The 23,506-nt window shown below is 72.7% G+C and carries 23 protein-coding genes and 1 tRNA gene; 17 read left to right on the top strand and 7 right to left on the bottom strand.

What is annotated here, in order from left to right:
- Positions 1-59: 59 nt before the first annotated feature.
- Entirely contained in the window at positions 60-785 is a 726-nt protein-coding gene (locus AC162C_RS04420) for a polyprenol monophosphomannose synthase (protein ID WP_484096491.1), read from the bottom strand.
- A gap of 61 nt (positions 786-846) precedes the next feature.
- On the opposite strand from AC162C_RS04420, the gene polX reads away from it, so the two are divergent.
- The 6 genes from polX to AC162C_RS04390 all read left to right on the top strand — a co-directional run bounded on the left by polX (position 847) and on the right by AC162C_RS04390 (position 7,664).
- The gene (gene polX / locus AC162C_RS04415; protein ID WP_484096490.1) at positions 847-2,565 is read left to right on the top strand and encodes a DNA polymerase/3'-5' exonuclease PolX; all 1,719 of its coding nucleotides are present in this window, start codon (positions 847-849) and stop codon (positions 2,563-2,565) included.
- Positions 2,562-3,875, top strand: coding sequence for a pyridoxal phosphate-dependent decarboxylase family protein (locus AC162C_RS04410; protein WP_484096489.1), 1,314 nt, complete (start codon positions 2,562-2,564; stop codon positions 3,873-3,875). The genes polX and AC162C_RS04410 overlap by 4 nt, the downstream gene beginning before the upstream one ends.
- 67 nt (positions 3,876-3,942) lie before the next feature.
- Positions 3,943-5,376, top strand: a complete 1,434-nt coding sequence (locus AC162C_RS04405) for a DHA2 family efflux MFS transporter permease subunit (protein WP_484096488.1) — start codon at positions 3,943-3,945, stop codon at positions 5,374-5,376.
- Positions 5,297-5,860, top strand: a complete 564-nt coding sequence (locus AC162C_RS04400; protein ID WP_484096487.1) for a sulfite exporter TauE/SafE family protein — start codon at positions 5,297-5,299, stop codon at positions 5,858-5,860. The genes AC162C_RS04405 and AC162C_RS04400 overlap by 80 nt, the downstream gene beginning before the upstream one ends.
- Positions 5,857-6,252: a sulfite exporter TauE/SafE family protein gene (locus AC162C_RS04395; RefSeq protein WP_484096486.1), complete on the top strand. Its 396-nt coding sequence runs from the start codon at positions 5,857-5,859 to the stop codon at positions 6,250-6,252. Before AC162C_RS04400 ends, AC162C_RS04395 begins: the two co-directional genes overlap by 4 nt.
- Positions 6,249-7,664 carry a choice-of-anchor P family protein gene (locus AC162C_RS04390; protein ID WP_484096485.1) on the top strand — a complete coding sequence of 472 codons (1,416 nt, stop codon included), beginning with the start codon at positions 6,249-6,251 and terminating at the stop codon, positions 7,662-7,664. The genes AC162C_RS04395 and AC162C_RS04390 overlap by 4 nt, the downstream gene beginning before the upstream one ends.
- Here the strand turns inward: AC162C_RS04390 and AC162C_RS04385 are convergent.
- Positions 7,661-8,155, bottom strand: a complete 495-nt coding sequence (locus AC162C_RS04385) for a hypothetical protein (RefSeq protein WP_484096484.1) — start codon at positions 8,153-8,155, stop codon at positions 7,661-7,663. The genes AC162C_RS04390 and AC162C_RS04385 overlap by 4 nt on opposite strands.
- Positions 8,156-8,226: 71 nt before the next feature.
- Between AC162C_RS04385 and AC162C_RS04380 the strand changes: the two genes are divergently transcribed.
- From AC162C_RS04380 to AC162C_RS04340, 9 genes are all read left to right on the top strand, one after another.
- Positions 8,227-8,373, top strand: coding sequence for a hypothetical protein (locus AC162C_RS04380; RefSeq protein WP_462972334.1), 147 nt, complete (start codon positions 8,227-8,229; stop codon positions 8,371-8,373).
- An 81-nt stretch (positions 8,374-8,454) separates the two neighbouring features.
- A complete protein-coding gene (locus AC162C_RS04375; RefSeq protein WP_484096483.1) occupies positions 8,455-10,626 on the top strand; it encodes an MMPL family transporter in 2,172 nt (723 codons plus the stop codon).
- 28 nt (positions 10,627-10,654) lie between these two features.
- Positions 10,655-11,320: a YczE/YyaS/YitT family protein gene (locus AC162C_RS04370; RefSeq protein WP_484096482.1), complete on the top strand. Its 666-nt coding sequence runs from the start codon at positions 10,655-10,657 to the stop codon at positions 11,318-11,320.
- 12 nt (positions 11,321-11,332) lie between these two features.
- Positions 11,333-12,109, top strand: coding sequence for a sugar phosphate nucleotidyltransferase (locus AC162C_RS04365; protein ID WP_484096481.1), 777 nt, complete (start codon positions 11,333-11,335; stop codon positions 12,107-12,109).
- Positions 12,096-12,575: a dTDP-4-dehydrorhamnose 3,5-epimerase family protein gene (locus tag AC162C_RS04360; RefSeq protein WP_462972330.1), complete on the top strand. Its 480-nt coding sequence runs from the start codon at positions 12,096-12,098 to the stop codon at positions 12,573-12,575. Before AC162C_RS04365 ends, AC162C_RS04360 begins: the two co-directional genes overlap by 14 nt.
- Positions 12,524-13,366 (top strand): dTDP-4-dehydrorhamnose reductase, encoded by an 843-nt coding sequence (gene rfbD, locus AC162C_RS04355; RefSeq protein WP_484096480.1) that lies wholly within the window; start codon positions 12,524-12,526, stop codon positions 13,364-13,366. The genes AC162C_RS04360 and rfbD overlap by 52 nt, the downstream gene beginning before the upstream one ends.
- 38 nt (positions 13,367-13,404) lie before the next feature.
- On the top strand, positions 13,405-14,394 hold the full coding sequence (rfbB, locus tag AC162C_RS04350; RefSeq protein ID WP_462972328.1) for a dTDP-glucose 4,6-dehydratase: 990 nt from the start codon (positions 13,405-13,407) through the stop codon (positions 14,392-14,394).
- Positions 14,395-14,426: 32 nt separating this feature from the next.
- Positions 14,427-15,803, top strand: coding sequence for a SpoIID/LytB domain-containing protein (locus AC162C_RS04345; protein WP_484096479.1), 1,377 nt, complete (start codon positions 14,427-14,429; stop codon positions 15,801-15,803).
- The gene (locus AC162C_RS04340; RefSeq protein WP_484096478.1) at positions 15,800-17,446 is read left to right on the top strand and encodes a S8 family serine peptidase; all 1,647 of its coding nucleotides are present in this window, start codon (positions 15,800-15,802) and stop codon (positions 17,444-17,446) included. The genes AC162C_RS04345 and AC162C_RS04340 overlap by 4 nt, the downstream gene beginning before the upstream one ends.
- Here the strand turns inward: AC162C_RS04340 and AC162C_RS04335 are convergent.
- From AC162C_RS04335 to wecB, 4 genes are read right to left on the bottom strand one after another with little or no spacing between them, the layout of a single operon-like run.
- Positions 17,438-18,097 carry an acyltransferase gene (locus tag AC162C_RS04335; protein WP_484096477.1) on the bottom strand — a complete coding sequence of 220 codons (660 nt, stop codon included), beginning with the start codon at positions 18,095-18,097 and terminating at the stop codon, positions 17,438-17,440. The two genes, AC162C_RS04340 and AC162C_RS04335, sit on opposite strands and share 9 nt — an antisense overlap.
- Positions 18,094-19,095 (bottom strand): Gfo/Idh/MocA family protein, encoded by a 1,002-nt coding sequence (locus tag AC162C_RS04330; RefSeq protein ID WP_484096476.1) that lies wholly within the window; start codon positions 19,093-19,095, stop codon positions 18,094-18,096. The genes AC162C_RS04335 and AC162C_RS04330 overlap by 4 nt, the downstream gene beginning before the upstream one ends.
- Entirely contained in the window at positions 19,092-20,402 is a 1,311-nt protein-coding gene (locus AC162C_RS04325; RefSeq protein WP_484096475.1) for a nucleotide sugar dehydrogenase, read from the bottom strand. Before AC162C_RS04325 ends, AC162C_RS04330 begins: the two co-directional genes overlap by 4 nt.
- Before the next feature lie 42 nt (positions 20,403-20,444).
- Positions 20,445-21,476, bottom strand: a complete 1,032-nt coding sequence (gene wecB, locus AC162C_RS04320; RefSeq protein ID WP_484096474.1) for a non-hydrolyzing UDP-N-acetylglucosamine 2-epimerase — start codon at positions 21,474-21,476, stop codon at positions 20,445-20,447.
- Positions 21,477-21,527: 51 nt separating this feature from the next.
- Between wecB and AC162C_RS04315 the strand changes: the two genes are divergently transcribed.
- Positions 21,528-21,600, top strand: a tRNA-Lys gene (locus AC162C_RS04315).
- A gap of 298 nt (positions 21,601-21,898) precedes the next feature.
- Here AC162C_RS04315 and AC162C_RS04310 read toward each other — a convergent pair.
- Positions 21,899-22,168, bottom strand: coding sequence for a hypothetical protein (locus AC162C_RS04310; protein WP_484096473.1), 270 nt, complete (start codon positions 22,166-22,168; stop codon positions 21,899-21,901).
- A 328-nt stretch (positions 22,169-22,496) separates the two neighbouring features.
- Between AC162C_RS04310 and coxB the strand changes: the two genes are divergently transcribed.
- Positions 22,497-23,504, top strand: a complete 1,008-nt coding sequence (gene coxB / locus AC162C_RS04305) for a cytochrome c oxidase subunit II (protein WP_484096472.1) — start codon at positions 22,497-22,499, stop codon at positions 23,502-23,504.
- The last annotated feature ends 2 nt before the right edge of the window (positions 23,505-23,506 follow it).

The following is a 23,506-nucleotide window of genomic DNA, read 5'->3' as shown; positions in this document are numbered from 1 at the left end:
GGACAGGCTAGACGAGGCGCCAGGCGCGCGGCCGCGGCGCGGGCGCTCTCGCGCGGGCCCTACAGCGAGCCGCGCAGCGCCCGGAGCCGGAGCAGCGGCACCCGCCAGACGGCCTCGATCACGATCGCGCGGCTCATCTTCGACCCACCGACGACGCGGTCGACGAATCGGATCGGGAGCTCGACGACCGTGAACCCTGCCAGCAGCGCACGGTAGGTGAGCTCGATCTGGAAGGCGTACCCCTTGGCGGTCACGTCCTCGAGGTCGATCTGCTCGAGGACGTCGCGGCGGAAGCACTTGAACCCTCCGGTGAGATCCCGGATCGGCACGCCCAGGATCACCCGCGCGTACAGGGAGCCGCCCTTCGAGACGGCGCGCCGGACGAGGCCCCAGTTGACGGTGGCACCGCCGGGCACGTAGCGCGAGCCGAGGGCGAGGTCGGCACCCTCCTCGCAGGCCGCGATCAGTCGGGGGACGTCGGCGGGATCGTGCGAGAAGTCGCAGTCGACCTCGAGCACGAGCCCGGCGTCGCTCTCGAGCGCGTGGCGGAACCCGGCGAGGTACGCGGGGCCGAGGCCCTCCTTGTGGGCGCGGTGCAGGACGTCGACCCATGGCAGCTCACCGGCGAGCGCGTCCGCCACCACGCCCGTGCCGTCGGGCGAGTCGTCGTCGATCACGAGCACGCGGTCGCGTGACGGGTCGAGCACCTCGCCGAGGGCCCGCACCATCGGCTCGAGGTTCTCGCGCTCGTTGTAGGTGGGCAGACAGACGACCGCGCGCGTCACCCGGCAATCGTGCCCGAGCGCCCGGCCGACCGGCCTGCAGGACCGCGCCTATGATCGCGGAGTGGCGCCGGCGCTCCCTTCCAACGAGGCGCTCGCGGCCCAGCTCGAGCTTCTCGCCGACCTCTCGGAGATCCTCGGCGAGGACGGCTTCCGTGTGCGCGCGTACCGGACGGCCGCCGCCCGACTGCGGGAGACCGCGGTCTCGGTGGCGCAGCTCGCGCTCGACGGGGAGGCCAAGGAGCTTCCCGGGATCGGCCGCACGATCGAGGCGAAGATCGTGGAGGCGGTCGAGGAGGGGGAGATCGCCGCGCTCGCGAAGCGGCGGGCGGAGGTGCCGGACGACGTCCCGTCGTTCCTGCAGCTCCCCGGTGTCGGCCCGCGGACCGCCGCGAGGATCTGGCGGGAGCTCGGGATCACGACGACGGCGGGCCTGCGCGAGGCGGCGGCGCAGGGGCGCCTGCGGGCGCTCTCGGGGCTGGGCGAGGCGTCGGAGCGCAAGATCCTGGCCGCGCTCGAGGAGAACCCGACCGCCGAGCGTCGGGCCCGCGGCCTCCTCGGCCGCGGCCTCCCGGTGGTCCGCGAGGTCGTCGCCGCGCTGGCCGCCCATCCGGCCGCCGTCCGCGTCTCCGAGGCCGGGAGCATCAGGCGGCGCCGCGAGACCTTCCGCGACCTCGACGTGATCGCGACGGCGGCCGACCCGGCGGCCCTGACGGCGTTCTTCGTCGAGCTCCCCGGCGTCAGCGAGGTGCTCGCGCACGGCGACACGAAGGCGACGGTCGCGACGCAGCAGGGGCTGCGGCTCGACCTGCGGGTGGTGCCGCCGGAGAGCTTCGGGAGCCTGCTCCAGCACTTCACCGGCTCGAAGGAGCACAACATCGCCCTGCGCGAGGAGGCCGTGCGGCGCGGCCTGTCCGTCTCCGAGTACGGCGTGACGGTCGTCGACACGGGAGAGACGCACACGTTCGAGGCCGAGGAGGAGCTCTACGCCTTCCTCGGGTATGCGTTCATCCCGCCGGAGCTCCGCGAGAGCGCCGGCGAGCTCGAAGCGGCCCGGGAGGGGCGCCTGCCCGCCCTCGTCGAGCTCGCGGACCTCCGCGGGGAGCTGCACTGCCACTCCAGCTGGTCGTCGGACGGGAAGGACACGATCGAGGAGATGGCGCGCGCCGCCCGCCGGCGCGGCTACCGGTTCCTCTGCGTCACGGACCACTCGCACGCCCTCCGCGACGGACGGCTGCAGGAGCAGTGGGCGGAGATCGCGGACGTCGACGCCCGCCTGCGGCCGTTTCGCGTCCTGCGGGGGATCGAGGCGAACATCCGGGCCGACGGGACGCTCGACGTCCCGGACGACGACCTCGCGTCACTGGACTGGGTCGTCGCCTCGCTGCACACGTCGTTCGACCGGAGCCCGACGGAGCGGATCCTCGCCGCGATCGAGCACCCGCACGTCGACTGCATCGGGCATCTCACGGGCCGGAGGCTGTCGCGCCCCCAGCGCGCCGCGGGGGCGCCCGTCGACGTCGAGCGCATCGTCGCCGCGGCCGCCGAGACGGGCACGGCGCTCGAGATCAACTCCCAGCCCGACCGGCTCGACCTCCGCGACGTGCATGCGCGGCTGGCGGGCGAGGCGGGCGTGCCGGTGCCCGTGACGACCGACGCGCACTCGACGGGCGCCCTCGCCTATGCGGAGCTCGGCGTGGCGCAGGCGCGACGGGCGTGGCTCACACGCGAGCAGGTGCTGAACACGCGCACGTGGGCGCAGATCGCCAAGATACGGCGATGACCGGGCTCCGGGACGACGGCGCGGCCGCCCTCGAGTGGGCGGCTGCGTACCTCGAGCGGGTCCGGGAGCTCCCCGTCCTCGCGACGGTCGAGCCCGGCCAGCTGCGCGCGTCGCTGCCCGCGGTGCCGCCCGACGAGCCGGAGCCCTTCGCCGCCGTCCTCGCAGACCTCGAGAGCACGCTCTTGCCCGCGCTCACGCACTGGCAGAGCCCGCGGTTCTTCGCCTACATCGCGACGACCGCCTCCGAGCCGGGGATCCTCGCCGAGCTGCTCGCCGCGTCGCTCAACCAGGTCGGCATCCTGTGGCGCACCTCACCCGCCCTGCAGGAGCTCGAGGAGCTGACGCTCGACTGGCTCCGCCAGCTCCTCGGCCTTCCCGAGGGCTTCGCGGGACATCTCGAGGACACCGCCTCCACCGCCACGTTGACGGCGCTCGCGGTCGCCCGCCACGTCGCGCCGGGACGTCGCGCGGTGGTGTGCTCGGAGCACGCGCACTCGTCGGTCGACAAGGCCTGTCGGATCCTCGAGCTCGAGCTGCGAAAGGTGCCGGTCGACACGTCGTTCCGGATGCGCCCGGAGCTCGTCGACCTCGACGGCGCCTGCGCCGTCGTGGCGGTGGCGGGGACGACGTCGAGCGGCTCCGTCGACCCGCTGCACGACCTCGCCGACCTCTGTGCGGCACACGACGTCTGGCTCCACGTGGACGCGGCCTATGCGGGGGCAGCCGCCGTCTGCCCGGAGCTGCGGGGCCTGCTCGCGGGCTGGGAGCGTGCAGACTCGCTCGTCGTCAACCCGCACAAGTGGCTCGCGACGCCGATGGACTGCTCCGCACACTGGACCCGGCGGCCCGAGGACTACGTCCGCACCTTCAGCCTCGTCCCCGAGTACCTGCGCACGACCGATGCGGCGACGAGCCTCAGCGAGGTCTCGATCCCCCTCGGCCGGCGCTTCCGTGCGCTCAAGCTCTGGGCCGTCCTGCGGTGCTTCGGCCGGGCGGGGCTCCAGGAGCGCATCCGGGAGCACATGCGGCTCGCACGGCTGTTCGCGGACTGGGTCGAGGCGGAGCCGGGCTGGACGTTGTGCGCGCCCGTGACGTTCTCCCTCGTCTGCTTCCGGCGGGAGGGATCGGACGCGGCCAACGAGCTCCTGCTCGACCGCGTGAACGCATCCGGGGAGGCCTTCCTCTCGCACACGCAGCTCGACGGGAGCTACGTCCTCCGCCTCGCGATCGGGAACTTCCGTACGACGGAGGACGACGTGCGGCGCGCCTGGGACGTCCTCCGTCGCGAGGCCCGCGACCACCCCGCGTGACCCCGGGAATCCGATCGCGCTCGACCACGTTAGGCCTGGGAGACCCCGAGACTCCGAAGGGAGCGCCATGACCGCATCCGCGAAGACGAAGTGGCTCGCGCTGGCACTGATCTGCGTCGTCCAGTTCATGGTCGTGCTCGACATCGCGATCGTGAACGTCGCGCTGCCGTCGATCCAGGTCGACCTCGGGTTCTCGCAGGAGAACCTGCAGTGGGTGATCAGCGCGTACGCGCTCTTCTTCGGCGGGTTCCTGCTGCTCGGAGGCCGTCTCGGCGACCGCCTGGGGCGCCGGCGTGTCTTCTTCACGGGGATCGCCGTCTTCACGGCCGCCTCACTCCTCGCCGGTCTCTCCTGGTCGGAGGAGTCCCTGATCGCGGCGCGCGCCCTCCAGGGCTTCGGCGCGGCGATGCTCTCGCCCGCCGCGCTCGCGATCCTGACGGCGACGTTCGCCGAGGGGCGGGAGCGCAACATCGCCCTCGGCGTGTGGGGCGCCACCGGCGGGTTCGGTGCGGCCGCCGGCGTGCTGATGGGCGGGATCCTCACGGATCTCCTGTCGTGGGAGTGGATCTTCTTCGTGAACGTCCCCGTCGGGGCCGCGGCCCTCGTCCTCACGCCCGTCTGGGTGCAGGAGAGCCGGGACCTGCGCACGAGGACGTTCGACATCCCCGGCGCCGTTCTGATCACCGCGGCCCTCGTCGTGCTCGTGCTCGGGATCACGCAGGCGAACGAGTGGGGGTGGACGTCGGCCAGGACGTGGCTCGCGTTCGGGGCCTCGGCGCTCCTGCACGTCGTGTTCCTGGCCTGGGAGCGCGGCCGGGCGGAGCCGCTCGTCCCGATGTCGATCTTCCGCGTCCGGACCGTCCTCGGCGCGAACGTCACCGGGTTCGTCCTCGGGCTCATCCTGTTCTCCATGTTCCTGCTGCTCACGCTCTACATGCAGCAGGTGCTCGGCCTGTCACCGCTCGAGACCGGCGTCGGATACCTCGCCGTCGCCGGAACCTCGATCCTGTGGGCGAACGTGGCGGCGGCGCTCGTGAACAGAGTCGGCGTGAAGCCGATCCTGCTCGCGGGGATGACGCTCCTCGGCGTCGGCCTCGTGACCTTCACGCAGGTGTCCGTCGGCGGGTCCTACTGGGCCGACCTCTTCCCCGGGTTCCTGATCATCGGCCTCGGCATGCCGTTCGTGTTCGTCCCCGTGACGATCGCGGCGGTCGCCGGCGTCACCCAGGAGCAGGCCGGCCTCGCGTCGGGGCTGATCAACACCTCCCAGCAGATCGGCGGCGCGCTCGGCATCGCCGTCCTCTCCGCGATCGCCACGAACGTGACGACGGGTGCGCTCGACACGGGGGCGAGCGAGCCGCAGGCGCTCGTGGACGGGTTCACCGCGGCCTTCTGGGTGGGCGCGGCGGCCGCTGCCGTCGGTGTCGTGGCGATCGCGGTCTTCGTGCGCCAGGACGAGCTCGCGGCCAGCGCGGAGCCGGCGCCGGTCACTCCCTCGTAGCGAGCGACGTCGACACGTCACCGCCGCGAGTGCGGCGGGGACGATCCTCGCGGCCCCATACGATACGGGCCATGGCCGGCACCCCCGACACCGCCGCGTCGCAGGCCACCGGCGTCCGAGACGGTCGGGGCTCCACATGGCGCGACTGATCCTCGTCGGGGTCGTCGCCGGGGTCTTCGGCGCGCTCTTCGGCGTCGGCGGAGGCATCGTGATCGTGCCGCTGCTCATCCTCCTGGCCCACGCGTCGACCCACGAGGCGGCAGCGACCTCGCTCGGCGCGATCGGGATCACGGCTCTCGCGGGCGTCGCGGCGTACGGGGCGCGGGGCGAGGTGCGTGTCCACTACGCCCTGCTCGTCGGGGTGCCCGCCGCGGTCGCCGCGTTCGCGGGTGCCGGGATCCAGCAGCGCATCTCGGGACGGGCGCTGACGCTCGCGTTCGCGGTACTGCTCGTGGGCATCGGCGTCTGGCTGATCGCGGGATGAGCACGCAGACGATCCTGCTCGCCGTGGGCCTCGGGGCGGCCGCCGGCCTGCTCTCCGGCACGTTCGGCGTCGGCGGGGGCATCCTGTTCGTTCCCACGCTCGTCGCACTCGGGCTCGGGCAGGTGGAGGCGGCGGCGACGTCGCTCCTCGCCATCGTGCCGACCGCCGGCGTCGGGGTGTGGCGGCAGGCGCGCTTCGGAAACCTCCGATGGCGGGCGGCGCTCGTCGTCGGCGTGGCGTCGATCGCCGGCATCGAGGTAGGGGTGCAGATCGCGACCCGCCTCGACGAGGGGCTGCTGCGCCGGCTCTTCGGCATCCTGCTGCTCGTCGTCGCCGCGCAGCTCGCCTGGCGCTCGAGACGCATTCCCCGCGGCTACCCTGAGAAGCGGTGAGACGCCTACTCGCGGTGCTAGCGGTCGTCGCGCTCTCGATCGCCGTCGGGGCGGCGCTCGGGGCGTCCGACCCTCCCGAGGCCCGGTCGACGGCGATCGTGGCCCGGGTCGAGGTCCCGGGCGAGCCGGTCGTCGTCGAGAAGGCGCTCGCCGCCCCGCCGAACGCCACGGACGCGGGCTCGGTCACGCTTCCCGCCGACGCTCCCGTCGTTCGCGTCGGGAGCGCCTCCGTCTCTACCTCGGCCCAGCCGGGGCTCTCGTCGAGCGCCCAGGCCGCCCTCGACCTCCTGGGGATCACGCTGTTCGACGGCGAGATCACGGCCGACACGCTTACGCTCCGGGCGACCGTCGCCGCCGGCGCTGCCGGTGCGAGCGCGGGCACCGCGCCGAGCACCGTATCCGGGCTCCAGGTGCTCGGGCGGGCCATCGGATCGGACGTGCGCGGGCGCCTTCCCCTCGCCGACTGGGGATCGCTGGAGGTGCTCGCGGAGGCATCGAGCACGGTCGACGACGAGGCCCGGACGGGGTCCGCGTCCGTGACGGGTCTCCTGATCACCCTCACTGCCGAGCACGCGGGCCTGCCCGCAGGCACCCGAATCACGGTCGGCATCGCCGAGGCGTTCGTGAAGGTGCCCGTGGCCGCGGCGACCTCTCCGCTCCCACGGGTGACGCCGAAGCCCCAGCCGAAGAAGCCGCCGCCGCCACCCCGCCCGAAGGGCCCGCGAGAGCCGGGCGCATCGATCCCGGGGGCGCCGCCGGAGCTCGTCCGCCAGCCGCCCACGGTGACGGTCCGCCTGTCGCGGGGCGGCTACGTGTTCCCGGTGTTCGGCCCGGCGTCGTTCGGAGACACCTTCGGCGCGCCCCGGTACAACGTCGAGGGCAGCTGGCACCACGGGGAGGACATCGTCGGGCCCCTCGGCACCCCGCTGCTCGCGGTCGCCGACGGGACGGTGTTCTCCGTCGGCTGGAACGAGATCGGCGGCTGGCGCCTCTGGCTCCGCGACCGCGAGGGGAACGAGTTCTACTACGCACACCTGTCCGCGTACTCACCGCTCGCGGTGGACGGCACGCGCGTGCGCGCGGGCGACGTGCTCGGGTTCATGGGGAACACCGGGGACGCCGACGGGGGGATCGTCCACCTCCACTTCGAGATCCACCCCGTCGAGCTGCTCTCGCTCGGCTACAACGGCGTCGTCGCCCCCTACCCGTTCCTCGTCGCGTGGCGTCGAGCCGACGACGTCTCGTTCGCCGCCGGCCGCCGGTATCTGCCCGGCGAGGAGGTGCGAGGAGTCGCCCCGCCCGCGGGCGCCGTCCTGCTCGAGGCCGATGACATCTCGCTCCGGAGCGGCCTCGTCCCCGGCGCGCTCGGGCGCGCCGTCGTCGCCGAGCAGCAGTCGCCGGCCGGCCGCTAGCTCTCCGAGGCGACTTCCTCGGCTGCTTCCTCGGCTGCCTCCTCGGCCTCGGCCATGGCCTCGGCGAGCTCGGTGTCGACGAGCGGCTGCAGGTCGTCGTCCCCGGCGATCCGGTCGAGCAGCCACTCGCGCGTCTGCGGGCCGGTCCAGGGGTTGTAGAGGGCGCCGACGATCACGCCGGCCAGCAGCAGCATCTTGCGGCCGCGGCGCTTCTTCTTCGCCTTCTTGCCCTTGAGGGTCGCGCTCGCCCGCTGCAGGTCCTCGAGCGCGCGCTTCGCCTGCTTCTGCGCCTTCTTGTCGGTGGCCATGCGCTTGGCGGTGGCGGAGAGGTCGCCGTTCGCCCGCGAGAGCGGCCCGTACAGCTCGCGCGCCGCCTCGAGGGCGTCCTTCACGTCCGCCCGGAACTCGGGGTCCGTGAGCGCCCGGTCGATGTAGGGCTTCAGCGTCTCGAAGGTGTCCGTGATCTTCGGGCCCTGCTTCTTCTTGGCCATTCCGGCCGTCCTTTCCTCGTTCGCATCCGTCCTCACCAGTATGCCTTGGACCGCCGTACTAGGATGCACTCGTGCTCGCACTCCGACGCGCCCTCGCCGCCTTCGCGGCGGTCGTCGCGGGGCTCCTGTACGTATGGGTCGCCGCCGTGCGCGCCGTCCCCGCGGTGCGCCGTCGCAAGGACGAGCGCCGCGCCGCGCGCCGCTCCGTCTCGGCCTGACCGGCGCGCTGCTCCGGCGCGCCGCCGGGTGATAGCGCGTTGTTACGATCGCCCGGGGCCTGGGGCTCGAGGGAGACCGTGATGGAACGCTGGACGAGGTTCGTGCTGCGCAGGCGCTGGTGGGTGCTCGCGGCCTCGCTCGTCGTCTTCGCCGTCGGGGCCTACGCGGCGTGGCAGCTCTCGGATCTGCTGACGAACCGGTTCACCCTCCCCGGCACGGACACGCAGCGTGCGGAGACGATCCTCGAGGACCACTTCGGCCAGCGCTCGGCGGGATCGTTCTCGCTCGTCGTCCGCACCGACGGCGACGCGGAGAGCCTCGTCCCGGTGGTCGCCGAGGCGGCGGAGCGCGCCGCCGCCCAGTTGCCGACCGGGCGCGTCGCCAGCGTGCAGCCCGTTTCGGACACGGTCGTCGCGGCCCAGATCGTGTCCGATCTCGACCCGGCGGACGCGAAGACGCGGACGGGCGAGATGCGTGCGGCGATCGGGACGATCGACGGCGCCGAGACGTTCCTCACCGGCCAGGCGGCGACCGAGCACGACCTCGACCCCGTGTTCGACGAGGACCTCCGCAAGGGCGAGCTGATGATCGCGGTGCCGGTCGCGCTGATCCTGCTCGTCTGGACGTTCGGGACGCTCGCGTTCCTGCTCCCGTTCGCGTTCGCGATCGTGACCATCCCGACCACCCTCGGGATCGTCTGGGTCTTCGCGAACGCGATGGAGCTGACGACGTACATCACGAACCTCGTCAGCCTGATCGGCCTCGGAATCGCGATCGACTACTCGCTGCTGATGGTCTACCGCTTCCGGGAGGAGCTGCGGAGCGGGTCCGCCCGTGACGACGCGATCGTGACGACGATGCAGACAGCTGGCCGGGCCGTCGTCTTCTCGGGCACGGCCGTGGCGATCGGGCTCGCGCTGCTCCTGTTCATGCCGCTGCCGTTCATGCGCGGGTTCGGGGTCGGCGGCCTCCTGATCCCGACCGTGTCGGTGGTCGCTGCGCTCACCTTCCTGCCGGCGCTGCTCTCCCTCACCGGCCGGTCTCTCGATCGCGTCCGTCTGCTCCCGAAGGCGTTCCTCGGGCGCCGGGCCGACCACGAGCGGGGCTTCTGGGCGTCACTCGCGGGCGGCATCATGGCGTATCCCAAGACGTTCGCGATCGGCGCGTCGGCGCTCCTGATCGCGATGGCCCTGCCGGTGTTCGCCCTCGAGGTCGGGCCCGGGAGCAACTACGGGCTGCCGGAGGAGCTGGAGAGCGTGCAGGGACGCGAGATCCTCACCCAGGCGGTCGGGGCTGGCGCGACCGCCCCGACGGCGATCGTGATCGACACCGGACGACCCGACGGGGCAACCGACCCGGGCGTCGGGGCGGCCCTCGCGCGACTCGAGGACGGCCTCGGGCGTGACGAGCAGGTGGCCCGCGTCGACTTCGATCCGGAGAGCCCGCAGCACGTGGACGCCACCGGCCGCTACCTGAACGTGCAGGTCGTGGGAGCGGAGGACTACGGCACTCCCGCGAGCCTCGAGTTCGTCGATCGGCTCCGCGGTGAGATCGTTCCGGCCGCCGCATTCCCAGCGGGCGTGGCGGTGTATGCGGGCGGTGGGCCGCCGGGCGGCAGCGACTTCCTGGACATCACGTACGGCTGGTTCCCGTGGCTCGTGCTCGCGGTGCTCGCCGCGAGCTACGTCCTCCTGGTGCGGGCCTTCCGCTCGCTGCTGCTCCCCCTCAAGGCGATCGTGCTCAACCTGCTCGCGATCGGGGCGGCGTACGGGCTGACGGTCGTGGTGTTCAAGTGGGGAGCGGGGGAGCCGTTCGGACTGCTCGCCTACGACCAGGTCGAGGGCTGGATCCCGGTGTTGGTGTTCGCGATGCTGTTCGGGCTGTCGATGGACTACGAGGTCTTCCTCGTCAGCCGGATGCGGGAGGCGTGGGACGAGGGCCACACGAACGAGGAGGCGGTCGTCCTCGGGCTCACGAAGACCGGCCGCCTCGTGACCTCGGCGGGCCTGATCATGTTCGCCGCCTTCATGGGGCTCGTCGCCGGGTCGATCCTCGGCCTGCAGCAGTTCGGGTTCGCGCTCGCGGCGGCGATCCTGATCGACGTCACGATCGTCCGCGCGCTGCTCGTCCCGAGCGCGATGACCCTGTTCGGGCGCTGGAACTGGTGGCTGCCGGAGGGCGTCGCCCGCGTGATCCGCGTGGCGCCGTCACCGCTCGACGGGCGCGCGGCGCCGCGGGAGACGGGGAGATGACCCGTGTGCCGACGACAGCGCTCCGCCGATGATCGCCGCGCCCGTCCTCCGCGGGGGCGTCGTCGTCCGCGCCGTGTCGCTCGGCTTCGGGCTGTTCGTCTTCGCCCTCGGGATCGTGCTCATCCTCGAGTCCCGGCTCGGCCTGCCTCCGTGGGACGTCCTCAACCAGGGGATCAGCCGCAACACGCCGCTCTCGTTCGGCATCGCGAACGTCGCCGTCGCCCTCGTCGTCCTCGTGGTCGCCTGGCTGCTCGGCGCCCGGATCGGCCCGGGGACGGTCGCGAACGCGATCCTGATCGGGCTCTTCGTCGACCTCCTGCTCCGGCTCGACGTCGCGCACGGCGTCGCGGCGAGCGCGCTCCCGGTGCGTGCCGTCGCGCTCGGCGGCGGCATCCTCGTGATCGGCGTCGGCTCCGGCCTCTACATCGGGGCGGGAATGGGCGCCGGCCCCCGCGACTCCCTGATGCTCGTCCTCGCGCGGCGCAGCCACGTCCGGATCGGCGTCGTCCGGGCCGCGCTCGAACTGGCGGTCACGATCGTGGGCTTCGCTCTCGGCGGCAAGGTGGGCGTCGGGACGATCGCGTTCGCGCTGGGGATCGGCCCGGCCGTCGAGCTCTCGTTCCGGACGCTGGAGTGGCTGTCGCTCACCGTGGCACAGCAGCCCACGCCCGTGCCTGCCTGGCCGGCCGAGTAGCATCCGTCGGCGATGCGAGGACTCGTCTGCGCCGGAGGAGAGGCGACCCGCCTCGGCGAGCTGACCCGGGTCGCGAACAAGCACCTGCTGCCGGTGGGCCGGTGGCCGATGATCTACTACCCGCTCCAGCTGCTGCAGCGCGCGGGCGTGCGGGAGGTGCTCGTCGTCACGGGCAAGGGGCACGCGGGCCAGATGATCGACCTGCTCGGGGACGGCCACCTCACCGCGCGCGGCTCCGACGAGCCGCTGCTCGACCTCGACCTCACCTACAAGGTGCAGACCCGCCCCGGTGGGATCGCGCAGGTCGTCGGCATGGCCCGGGAGTTCGCGCGTGACGAGAAGCTCGTCGTCGTCCTCGGCGACAACATCTTCGAGCACGCCCACGCGGCCGAGATCGCCGCGTGGGGGGCCCGCGACGACGGTGCGCTCGTGTTCGTGAAGGACGTCCCCGACCCGGAGCAGTTCGGGGTGGTCGTCTACGGCGACGACGGGCGGGTCGCCGACATCGTCGAGAAGGCCGGCGTCGTCGACACGCGGTACGCGTCGCCGCCGACGAGCCACGCGGTGGTCGGCCTCTACTGCTACCCGCCGGACGTGTTCGACGTGATCGACCGGCTCGAGCCGTCGGCGCGGGGGGAGCTGGAGATCACGGACGTCAACCGCCACTACGCGCACGAGGGTCGCCTCGACGTCGTCCAGGTCGACGGCTGGTGGGAGGACGCCGGCAAGCACTGGGAGCACCTCGCGGAGATCGGCCGGCGCGTCGAGGAGACGGGTGTCAACCGCTGACGTGGTCGAGGGCGTGCTCCGCATCCCCCTCGTGCGCGTCGCCGACGAGCGCGGGTGGTTCCAGGAGCTCCGCCGGGAGAGCACGCTGCCCCGCCGAACCGTCCAGACCAACGTCTCGTTCTCGCGGCGCGGCGTGATCCGGGGCCTGCACTACCACGAGCGCGGACAGGACGACCTGTTCGCCTGCCTCTCGGGCACCGCGCGGGTCGTCGTGCTCGACCGCGCGAGCGGCGAGGTCTTCTGCGAGGACATCGGGGACGACAACCCGGTCGCCGTCTACATCCCCGGGCGCCACGCACACGGCTTCGAGGCGCTGACCGACCTGCTCTTCTGTTACCACGTGACCGAGGAGTACGACGCCTCCGACCCCGACGAGCACGGGATCCCGTGGGACGACCCACGGGTTCGGCACCTGTGGAGCACGACGACACCGATCCTCTCCGCGAGGGACGCCGCCGCGTCCTGATCACCGGGGCCGCCGGCCAGCTCGGCACGGCGCTCACGGCGGCGTTCGCCGGCGACGACGTCGTCGCTCTCACGCGCGCCCGCTGGGACGTCACGCTGCCCGCCCCGCCGGACCTCGAGCGCCCCGAGCTCGTGCTCCACGCAGCCGCGTGGACGGACGTCGACGGCGCCGAGGACGACCCGCAGGCGGCGGCCGCGGTCAACGTCGGCGGGGTCGCGAACGTCGCCGCGCTCGGTGCCCCGCTCGTCGTGTTCTCGACCGACTACGTGTTCGACGGGACGAAGGCGTCCCCGTACGTCGAGTCGGACGCGCCGCATCCACGCTCGGCGTACGGGCGGACGAAGCTCCACGGCGAGGCGGCGGCCGGCGAGCGCGCGTGGATCGTCCGGGCATCGTGGCTCTTCGGTGCGACGGGGCACAACTTCGTGCGCACGATGCTGCGCCTCGGCGCCGAGCGCGAGGAGGTCGCGGTCGTCGACGACCAGCGAGGCTGTCCGACCTACGTCGCCCATCTCGCCGCGGCGACGCATGCGCTCGTCGACGGCGCCGCGCCCTACGGCGTCTGGCACCTCGCAGCGGGCGGCGAGTGCACCTGGGCGGAGTTCGCCGAGGCGATCTTCGCCGAGGCGGGCCTCGCCTGTCGCGTCCGGAGGATCACGACCGCCGAGCTGGGCCGTCCGGCGCCCCGGCCCGCGTACTCGGTGCTGCGCAGCGAGCGTCCGCACGCACCCGTGCTGCCGCACTGGCGCGACGGGCTGCGGGCGTGCCTGGACGCACTCGCGTCGGGCTGACGAGGGACGGCGGGATCCACGCGAGCTACCCTGTCGCGATGCGCGTGCTCGTGACCGGCGGGGCCGGCTTCATCGGCTCCCACTTCGTCAAGCGACTCGCGGGCGCCGGAGCCGAGGTCGTCGTCCTCGACAAGCTCACCTACGCGGGCAACCCGGCGAACCTCGAGGGAGTCGACGCCGAGCTCGTCGTCGGGGACATCGCGGACGTGACCGCGGTCGAGCGGGCGGCGGCCGGGTGCGACGCGATCGTCAACTTCGCGGCCGAGACGCACGTCGACCGGTCGATCCTCACCCCGCAGGAGTTCGTCCACACGGACGTCCTCGGGACGATGACGCTCCTCGAGTGGGCCCGTGCGCACGACGTCCGCTACGTGCAGGTCTCGACGGACGAGGTCTACGGCGACCTCGAGCCGGGACGGCGGGCGGCGGAGGACGACCCGCTGCGGCCGTCGAGCCCGTACAGCGCAGCCAAGGCCGGCGGCGACCTCCAGGTGCTCGCCTACGTGCGGACGTACGGCGTGCGGGCGTCGATCACGCGCGGCGCGAACACGTACGGCGCGAACCAGTATCCGGAGAAGCTGATCCCCCTGTTCGTCACGAACGCGCTCGACGGGGAGCCGCTCCCCGTCTACGGCGACGGGAAGCAGGTGCGCGAGTGGCTCCACGCGGAGGATCACTGCGCCGCGGTCGAACTCGTGCTCCACGAGGGGCGGCCGGGCGAGGTGTACAACGTCGGCGGCGAGGACTTCGAGAACCTCGAGGTGACCAACCGCATCCTCGAGCTCACCGGGGCCGACCCCGGCCTCGTCCGGCACGTCGAGGACCGGGCGGGGCACGACCGGCGGTATGCCGTCGACGACACGAAGCTCCGCGAGCTCGGGTGGGTGCCGTCGCACTCGTTCGGCGAGACGGGGCTGCCGTCGACGGTCGACTGGTACCGCGACCACCGGGCGTGGTGGGAGCCGATCAAGAGCGGCTCCTATCGCGCCTACTACGACGCGCAGTACGGGGAGCGACTCAAGGCGTAGCGCTGCCCGCCGAGAACTCCTCTAGAGGTCTCATGCGGCTCACACTCACCCTCACCGGCGCAGCCTTCGCCGCCGCGATCGCGGTCGCGGTGTCGTCCGGCGCGCCGGGCGCAGGCGGTACCGCGCCCGTCTTCGTGCTGAGCGGCGGCGGTTGGGGTCACGGCGTCGGGATGAGCCAGTGGGGCGCGTTCGGCCAGGCGCAGGCCGGGCGGACGGCCGAGCAGATCCTCGCCACGTACTACCCGGGGACCGAGCTCGCGAAGGCCGCGGCCTCCAAGGTTCGCGTGCTCGTGGCGGCGGCCACGGGCTCCGTCCGGGTCGAGTCCCCGGTCGCGTTCCGCGTCCGTGCGGGCGACGGGACGCTCGTCGAACTGCCGCCGGGGGTCGCCGACCTCGACAAGCGACTGCGGCTCCTCGTCGACGGCGCCCGGGTCGCGCTCGTCGGCCCCGTGACGGTGCTCCCGGGGCCCGGGGCGCTGCTGCAGCTCGGCGACACGCGCTACCGCGGATCGCTCCGCGTCGACCTCGCGGACGGTGCGCTCCGGGTCGTGAACGTCGTCGCGCTCGAGGCGTACCTGCAGGGCGTCGTCCCCGGGGAGATGCCGAAGGACTGGCCGCTCGAGGCACTGAAGGCCCAGGCGATCGCGGCCCGGACGTATGCCGTCGCGGGCCTCGTGCGTGGGAAGGCGTACGACCTCTCCTCCGACGTCACCAGCCAGGTCTACTACGGCGTCGGCCGTGAGGCCCCGGCGACGACGCGGGCCGTGCGGGAGACCCGTGGGCTCGTCCTCTCCTTCGACGGGAAGCCCGCGCAGGCGCTGTACTTCTCGTCCTCCGGCGGTCGGACGCTCAGCGCCGTGGACGTCTTCGGCAACGAGCTCGCGTACCTCGTCGGCGTCGACGACCCGTGGGACGACGTCGTCGGCAACCCGAACCACCGCTGGGAGCCACGTGCCTTCACGGGTCGGCAGCTGGCACGGGCGCTCAAGCTCTCCTCACCGGTGGTCGACGTCGTGTACCGCCCCGGCGAGCAGGGCAGCCCGGCCTCGATGCGGTTCGTCACGAAGACCGGAGCCGCCCTCGACCAGCGCATCTCGGAGCTCCGGTACCGGCTCGGCCTCCGCTCGCCGTCGTTCCGGATCGGCGTGCTCCGCCTCGCCCGCCCGTCGGAGCCGGCGTCGAGCGGGGCGCGGGTCACCCTCACCGGCATCGCCCGTGACGTCGATCGGCCGCAGCTCGAGCGACGCATGCAGGACGGATCGTGGAAGCGTGCCGCCTTCGTGAGGCCGAAGACGGACGGGGCCTTCAGCGTCGTCGTCCGGCCGAGCACGACGACGACCTACCGGCTCTCCGCCTCGGGCCTGGCCGGCCCACCGCTGACGCTCGCGGTCGTCGAGGCGTCCGAGTGACGCGACGCACCGCGAGCTTCCTCGCCGCGCTGACGGCGGCGCTCGTCGTGCCCGCGGCGGCCGGGGCCGCACGGTTCGCCGTCGGACTCGAGGTCGGAGCCGATCCTGGCCGCGTGCTCGCGGCGGTGGAGCGAGCGACCGGCGCCCGCGTCGAGTCGCTCGCTCCCCTGCCGGCCCTCGTCGTCGAGACCGGTGCGGCCGCCAGGCTTCGGTCCGTGGCGGGTGTCCGCTACGTCGAGCGACTGCGCTCGCGCCCGCTCGCGTACGTGCCGAACGACCCGCTCTTCCCACGCCAGTGGTACCTCTCGCGGGTGAACGCGTTCGCCGCATGGACGGAGCGTCCACCGCTCGCAGGCGTTCGGGTCGCGGTGATCGACTCGGGCGTCGACCTCGGTCACCCCGACCTCCGCGACCGTGTCGCCCGCGCGCGCAGCTTCGTCGGCGGCGGCCCGGGCGACGCACAGGGCCACGGGACGATCGTCGCCGGGATCATCGCCGCGGAGGCCGACAACGCCACCGGGATCGCCGGTCTCGCGCCCTCGGCGGAGCTGCTCGTCGCGAAGGTCGTCGACCAGACGGGGTCGATCTCGGTCGAGGCCGAGGTGCGTGCGATCCGGTGGGCGGTCGCGGAGGGCGCCCGCGTCATCAACATGAGCCTCGGGGGCCTCCGCGACCCCATACGACCTGCGAGCGACACGTACTCCCAGCTCGAGGCGGACGCCGTCGCGTACGCGGTCTCGAAGGGCGTGCTCGTCGTCGCTGCGGTCGGGAACGGCGACGAGGCACCGCGGCAGCCGTGGCCGTACGCCAGCTACCCGGCCGCGCTCCCGCACGTCGTCGGTGTCAGCGCCGTGACGCGGGGCGGGGCCGCTCCGCGCTACTCGAACCGGGACGACGTCTACAACGATCTCGCCGCGCCGGGGGAGAGGATCGTCTCGACCTTCCCCCGCGCCCTCACCGCGCGTCGGCCCGGATGTGTGGAGCAGGGGTACACCCCGTGCGCGACGGCCGCGTACCGGGGAACCGAGGGCACCTCCTTCGCGGCGCCACAGGTCGCAGCGGCGGCGGCGACGCTCCTCGGGACGCTGCCGACGCTCCGCGCGGAGCAGGTCGCGGCGCTCCTCGAGCGGTCGGCGGCCGACGCCGCGCCGTCCACGGGGTGCCGGGCGTGCCGTGTCGGCCGCGACGCGCACACCGGCTGGGGCACGCTCGACGTCGCCTCCGCGCTCGCCGCGCTCGAGACATCGCTCCCCCCCGCCGACGCCTACGAGCCGAACGACGGCGCGGACCCGCGCGGGTACCGGCTCTACGGGCGGTGGTCGAAGCGCGTGGTTCGCGCGACCGTCGACTACTGGGACGACCAGGACGACGTGTACCCGGTGTACCTGCGCGCCGGTCAGCGGCTCGACGCCTCCCTCGACGGCCCCACCGAGACCAACCCCAGTCTCGTCCTGTGGCGCCCGGGGGTCTCGTCCGTGACGGGCGTTGCGGAGGCGCGGAGGCGCCTCGACTTCTCGGCGCGGCCGGGGTGGCGCGAGCACGTGGGCGGCCGCGCGGTGGCGGACGGCTGGTACGCGGTGCAGGTGCGCCTGGGCTCGGAGGGCGCGGGCGCCTATCGACTGACGGTCGTGCGCTCAGGCTGAGGGCTGGAGCAGCTCCTCGTCGGGCACGTCACGGAGCACCCGCGCCGGGCTGCCGACGACGACGACCCGCGACGGGACGTCCCTCGTGACGACGGCGCCGGCGCCGACGAACGCCTCCTCGCCGATCTCGACCCCCGGGCAGAGGACGGCCCCGCCGCCCACCCGCGCGCCGCGCCGGATCGTCGGCCCCGCGAGGAGCTCGAGGCGTCTCTCGGTACGACCCATGAAGTTGTCGTTCGTCGTCACGACGCACGGGGCGACGAACACGTGCTCCTCGAGGGTCGAGTACGCGGTGATGTAGGCGTCGGCCTGGATCCGCGTCATCGCCCCGATCGTCGTGTCGTTCTCGACGAGCGTGCCGCGACCGACGACGACGTCGTCCCCGATCGTGACGCGCTCGCGCACGCAGGACTGGTCGCCGAGGATGACACGCTCGCCGATCGTCGACCCCGCGAACACGATCGCACCGGAGGAGACGACGGTGCCGGCCCCGATCACCGTCGGCGGCAGCGGCTCGCGCTTCGCGGTCGACCGCGGGGAGAGCGTCGGCTGCTTGCCGACGACCGCGTGCTCGAGCACCCGCACGCCGTCGCCGAGGACGGTGCCCGGGTGGACGACCGCGGTGGGATGGATGTCGGCCGGCACCGTCACGCCCGTGCCGGGAGCGTCGCTTCTCCCTGCGCTCGCAGCGAGTCGGTCAGCCGGTCGAGCGCACGGACGACCATGAGGCCGTCGAGCGCCTCCCGGTGGTCTCCCGGGCCTTCCGCGACGAGGCGCAGGAAGTGCTCGAGCTCGAGGCGCAGGGGCTCGTCGGTCGCGACCTTCGGGCTGAAGATGTCACCGGTGCGCGTCCGCCACTCCCCGTACGTCTCGGCCGGTTCCCAGGGCGCCTTGTCGTACACGGTCACCTTGCGCTCGAGCTCCATGTCGTCGAAGACCGCCATCTTCTCGCGGCCCACGACCGTCATCTTCCGCATCTTGTGGGGGTCGAGCCACGAGAGGTGCATGTGCGCGACCCTCCCCGACGGGAAGCGGAGGAAGCAGAACACCACGTCCTCGACGCCGGCCTGCAGGAAGGCGCTGCCGTGCGCGACGACCTCGGACGGCTCCTCGCCGAGGAGCCACAGGATCACCGACAGGTCGTGCACGCCGAGCGACCAGAGTGCGTTCTCGTGCGATCGGATCGTCCCCAGGTTCTGGCGGTTCCCGTAGACGCAGAGGACGTCGCCGAGGGCACCGCTGTCGACGAGCTCCTTCAGCATGCGCACGCCGGGGTGGTAGAGGAGGAGGTGGCCGGGCATGAGCACGAGGTCGCGATCGCGGGCGAGCGCGACGAGCTCCTCCATCTCCGCCGACCGCATCGCCGGCGGCTTCTCGACGAAGACGTGCTTGCCGGCCTCGAGGGCGCGGCGCGCGAGGTCGAAGTGCGTCGGCACCGGCGTCGCGACGATCACCGCCTCGACCGACGCGTCGCCCAGCACGTCGTCGAACGACGTCGTCGCCCTCGCCTGTGGGTGGCGGCCGGCGAACCGGGCGAGCGCGGCCTCGTCACGGTCGCAGACCCAGGCGAGATCGGCCAGCTCGCCGGCGACCCGGACGACGTTCGCGCCCCACTGCCCGAGCCCGGCGTGCGCGACGCGCGGTGTCACAGCTTCCAGACCTTCGCGGTGCCGTTGCCGGCCGGGCCGGTGGCGTTGCGCAGGTCGATGACGAGCGCGGCCTCCTCGACGAGCGCGGCGTAGTCGATGCCCGAGTGGTCGGTGACGATCACGACCGCGTCGTAGGCGGCCGGCTCGAGCGGGACCGACTCCAGGCCGAGCTCGGTGACCGCGGCGACGTGGGGGTCGTGGTACGAGACGGTGGCGCCCGCTCCCTGGAGGAGCTCGATGATCTTCAGCGCCGGCGACTCGCGCACGTCCGCGATGTCGGGCTTGTAGGCGATGCCGAGGACGAGCACCCGCGACTGCGAGAGCGCCTTGCCGGCGCCGTGGTTCAGCGCCTGCGAGATGAGCGACCGGCAGTAGTAGGGCATCGAGCGGTTGACACGCCCGGCGAGCTCGATGAACTCGGTCTGGAAGTCGACCTCCCTCGCCTTCCACGTGAGGTAGAAGGGATCGATCGGGATGCAGTGACCCCCGAGGCCGGGGCCGGGCCTGAAGCTCATGAAGCCGAACGGCTTGGTCGCGGCGGCCTCGACGACCTCCCAGACGTCGATGCCGAGTCGCTGGCAGAGGCGCGCGAGCTCGTTCACGAGCGCGATGTTCACGGTGCGGAAGATGTTCTCGAGCAGCTTCGTGAGCTCTGCCGCCTCCGGCGACGAGACCGTGTGCACCTCGTCGATCGCCGATCCGTAGAGCCGTGCCGCAGCCTCGGTCGAGGCCTCGTCGATGCCGCCGACGACCTTGGGCACGTTCTTCGTCGTCCAGTCGGTGCGGCCGGGGTCGACGCGCTCCGGCGAGAACGCGAGGTGGAAGTCGGCGCCGGCGCGGAGCCCGCTGCCCTCCTCGAGCAGAGGCAGCAGCTCGTCCCGCGTCGTTCCCGGATACGTGGTCGACTCGAGCACGACGAGCTGGCCCTGGCGGAGTCGGGTCGCGATCTCGCGCGCCGCGCCGAGCAGGATCGAGAGGTCCGGCTCGCGCTGGCTCGAGAGCGGTGTCGGCAGCGCGATCAGGATTGCCCCGGCGCCGCGGAGCACGTCGTAGTCGGTGGTCGCGCGGAGGCCGTGGTCGGACACGAGGCGGGCGAGCACCTCGGACGGCACGTCCTCGATCACGCTCTCGCCCCGGTTGATCTGCGCCACGCGCTCCGCGTCGACGTCGAGGAGCACGACCGAGCGACCGGCCTCCGCGAACACCTGCGCGAGCGGGACGCCGACGTAGCCGGCGCCGACGATCGCGACGTCGACCGCCGGTGGCTCGACGGCGGCTGCGGACGATGTCGTCTCGGGTGCGCTCATGGCGGCGAATGCTAGCGGTGCGACTGGCCTTGTAACGACCTGTCACAAGGTGCGGACGGCCTCCGCGATCCGCTCCGCCGCGTGCCCGTCGCCGTAGAGCGCCGGCGCATCGGCCGGGAAGCGCGCCGCCGCCACCGCAGCGACGAGCGCATCGGGGTCGTCGTCGACGAGGACGTTCGCCCCGATCGCGACGGTGTCCGTCCACTCCGTCGAGGGCCGTGCGGTCACGCACGGGACGCCGTACCAGTACGCCTCCTTCTGGAGCCCGCCGGAGTCGGTCACGATCACGCGCGCCTGCGAGGCGGTGGACGCGAAGACGAGGTAGCCGAGCGGCTCGGTGAGGACGACGTGGGGGGCGACCTCGATGTGCTCGCGCTCGAGCGTCGCGCGCGTCCGCGGGTGGGCGGGGAAGACGACCGGCTCCTCGAGTCGGTTGAGGCCGGAGACGATCCGCGCCAGCCGTGGCCCGTGGACGTTCGCCTCGCGGTGGAGGGTGGCGACGACGTACGAGCCCGGGGGATGCGGCGGCTGGACGCGCTCGCGGGCGAGCGGCGCGAACAGCCGGACCGCGTCGGCCATCACGTCGCCGACGACGACCGCGCGGCCGGGAACTCCCTCTGTCGCGAGCGTCTCTGCCGAGCGCTCGTCGGGGCAGAGGAGGAGCGTCGCGATCCGGTCGACCTCGATCCGGTTGCGCTCCTCCGGCATCGACAGGTCGCCGCTGCGCAGACCCGCCTCGACGTGGACGACGGGCGTCCCGCTCTCCGCCCCCGCCCGGGCGCCCGCGAGGGTCGAGTTCGTGTCCCCGTAGACGAGCACCGCGTCCGGCTGCGCGCTCCGCACGAGCTCCGTGACGGCCGGCGTGAGGGCGTCGACGTCCGCGGTCCGGAGGTCGAGCTCGACGTCGGGCTCGTGGAGCCCGAGGTCGTCGAAGAAGACGGCGGACAGCTCGGGGTCCCAGTGCTGGCCCGTGTGCACGACGACCTCGGCGATCCCGGCGTCGCGGAGCGCGACGGACAGCGGGGCCGCCTTCACGAACTGGGGGCGGTTGCCGACGACGGCGAGGACCTTCATCGACCCGCAGCGTAGTCTGCATGTGAGCGCGCGCTATCCTTGGACGCCCGCGGGCCGTTAGCTCAGCTGGTAGAGCAGGGGACTCTTAATCCCAAGGTCGAAGGTTCGAATCCTTCACGGCCCATCAGGATTCATGCGGGTTCGGGCCTGTTGCCCGACCCCGCGGGGGCAGACGGTCAACAGGGGTCGCAAGGAGCGCGTCCGACCGTCGGTCTGTCACGCCGGAGGTCGCGGGTTCGAGTCCCGCCGCTCCTGTCTCTGAAACCCGCTTGCTTGGCGGGCTTCTTCGTTTCTGAGGCCGTCGGAGGAGTGCGGGACAGGCGCTTTGGCAAGTGAATTGGCAGGTCGAGCCGTTCGCGACCCTAGTCCGACCCCGCCGCTGAGCCGACTACGTTCGAGTGGGCGCACTTGACCGTCGGCACCTAATCGTCGTCGTCCCAGTTCCACCGACCTCGTACCAACGCCACACCCTTGTAGACGGCCCATGCTGCGGCCGGGCAGAAGAACACGGCGGAAGCCAGCGCTTCTTCCACGGACGGTTCGTAGGAAATCGGCCCAGGGAAGGCGGCGGCGGCCACGGCGAAGATCACTGCCCCGACTGCCGCGAGCACGATCAGGCTGCCTCCGACGGTCAGCACGATCCCGAGAATCAGATCGAACGCACGCTCGAGCCGCTCATCGATCGGTGGCACGCCACATCGCTCCCTCGCTGACCCACTTCGCGTTCTCGACGCAACCGTTCAAACAGCGCCTCCGCTGCATCGACGGCGACCCCCACCGCCTCAGCCTCCCGCACAAATGGGCACCTCACCCAACCCCACGGTGCCACCATCCGCCGCCAGCCGCATCGGGGCGGTCGCCGATCCCGGCTACTGGGCTCCCGCGCCTGCGGGCCGTCGTTCGCGGTGAGCCCTCCCGGCGGGAAGGGGGGCGTGCCGCCGCCGTGGCGCGCCCCGGGAGGGGTCGTGCGTCGGCACTTGGACACTCGCAGGTCGGGTCGGTCGTGTAGTCTCGCGCGCGGTGGTTCGCAGGGGCGCCGTCGTACGCATGGTCGCGATCGGGATCGTCACGGCGATCCTGGTCACGCTGGTCGCGGTCCTGATCCCCTGGCTGCCGTCGTCCGCGTCCCTGGAGATGGACCGGATCACGATGGTCTACTGGGTCACGACGGTGATCTCGATCGGCATCTTCGCGCTCGTCGTCGCCGTCATCGTCTACTCGGTGATGGCGTTCCGGGCGCAGCCGGACGACGACTCCGACGGGCCGCCGATCCACGGCAACACGCGCCTCGAGGTCGTCTGGACGGCGATCCCGGCGCTGATCGTCATCGCGATCGGCGTGCTCAGCGCCGTCGTCCTCTCCCAGAACGCCAAGGCGGGGACGGATGCGCTCAGGGTGAAGGTCTACGCGCAACAGTTCGCATGGCGCTTCGAGTACCCCGACCAGGGCGGTCTGCGCTCGGGTGAGCTCTACCTCGTGAAGGATCGGAGCACGAAGTTCGAGATGACCGCGGCCGACGTCATCCACTCGTTCTGGATCCCGGAGATGGGGCAGAAGCAGGACGTGCTGCCGGGCGTCGAGACGTCGATCGTCGTCACCCCGACGCGCGAGGGGCGCTTCTCGCTCGTCTGCACCGAGCTCTGCGGCCTCGGGCACTGGGCGATGCGGGCTCCCGTGAAGGTGGTCTCCGCGAGCGCCTTCGACGACTGGGTGGCCGAGCGCCAGGCGGAGGCCGAGGGCGAGGCGGACGGCGCCTCCGTGTTCGCGAGCGCGGGCTGCGGAGGGTGCCACGCGTTCACGCCGGCGGGCTCGACCGGCGCGGTGGGCCCCTCGCTCGACGGGCTGCAGGCGGCGGCGGACGCCGCCGGGCAGCCGCTCGAGGAGTTCGTCCGCACGTCGATCGTCGACCCGAACGCCTACGTCGCCGACGGCTATGGGCCCGGAGTGATGCCGGCCGACTATGGTGACTCCCTCACCGGCGAGGAGCTCGACGCCCTCGTCGCGTACCTGACGGAGACGAAGGAGTGAGC

This window comes from Gaiella sp. (assembly GCF_057140465.1).
This window is presented reverse-complemented; position numbering and strand designations above follow the sequence as displayed.